At 30.0% G+C, this 277-nt stretch carries 1 pseudogene; it reads left to right on the plus strand.

The window, feature by feature from the left end:
• Positions 1-29 precede the first annotated feature (29 nt).
• Positions 30-277 (plus strand): annotated as a pseudogene (locus tag BU804_RS09380) (IS982 family transposase); the annotation flags it as partial.

Consider the following 277-nt stretch of genomic DNA (forward strand, 5'->3'; position numbering starts at 1 on the left):
CTAATGTTTAATATGCATGAGAGGTCAAAATGGATTTAATCAAATTATATTGTAGTGTGGATGATTTTTGGAAGTCTTTTGAGCAGAAATGGAATAAACAGTTAATTGATCATGGCAAAACAAAGCGAGGACCTCAACTTGAATTATCGATACCAGAAATGATGACAATTGTCATTTTATTTCATCAATCAAATTATCGAACATTTAAGCACTTTTATGGGTATGTTACCAAATACTTAGTTAAAGAATTTCCAAACTTAATTAGTTATAGCCGCTT

The organism is Candidatus Protochlamydia sp. W-9, from assembly GCF_001950615.1.
GTDB lineage: Bacteria > Chlamydiota > Chlamydiia > Chlamydiales > Parachlamydiaceae > Protochlamydia > Protochlamydia amoebophila.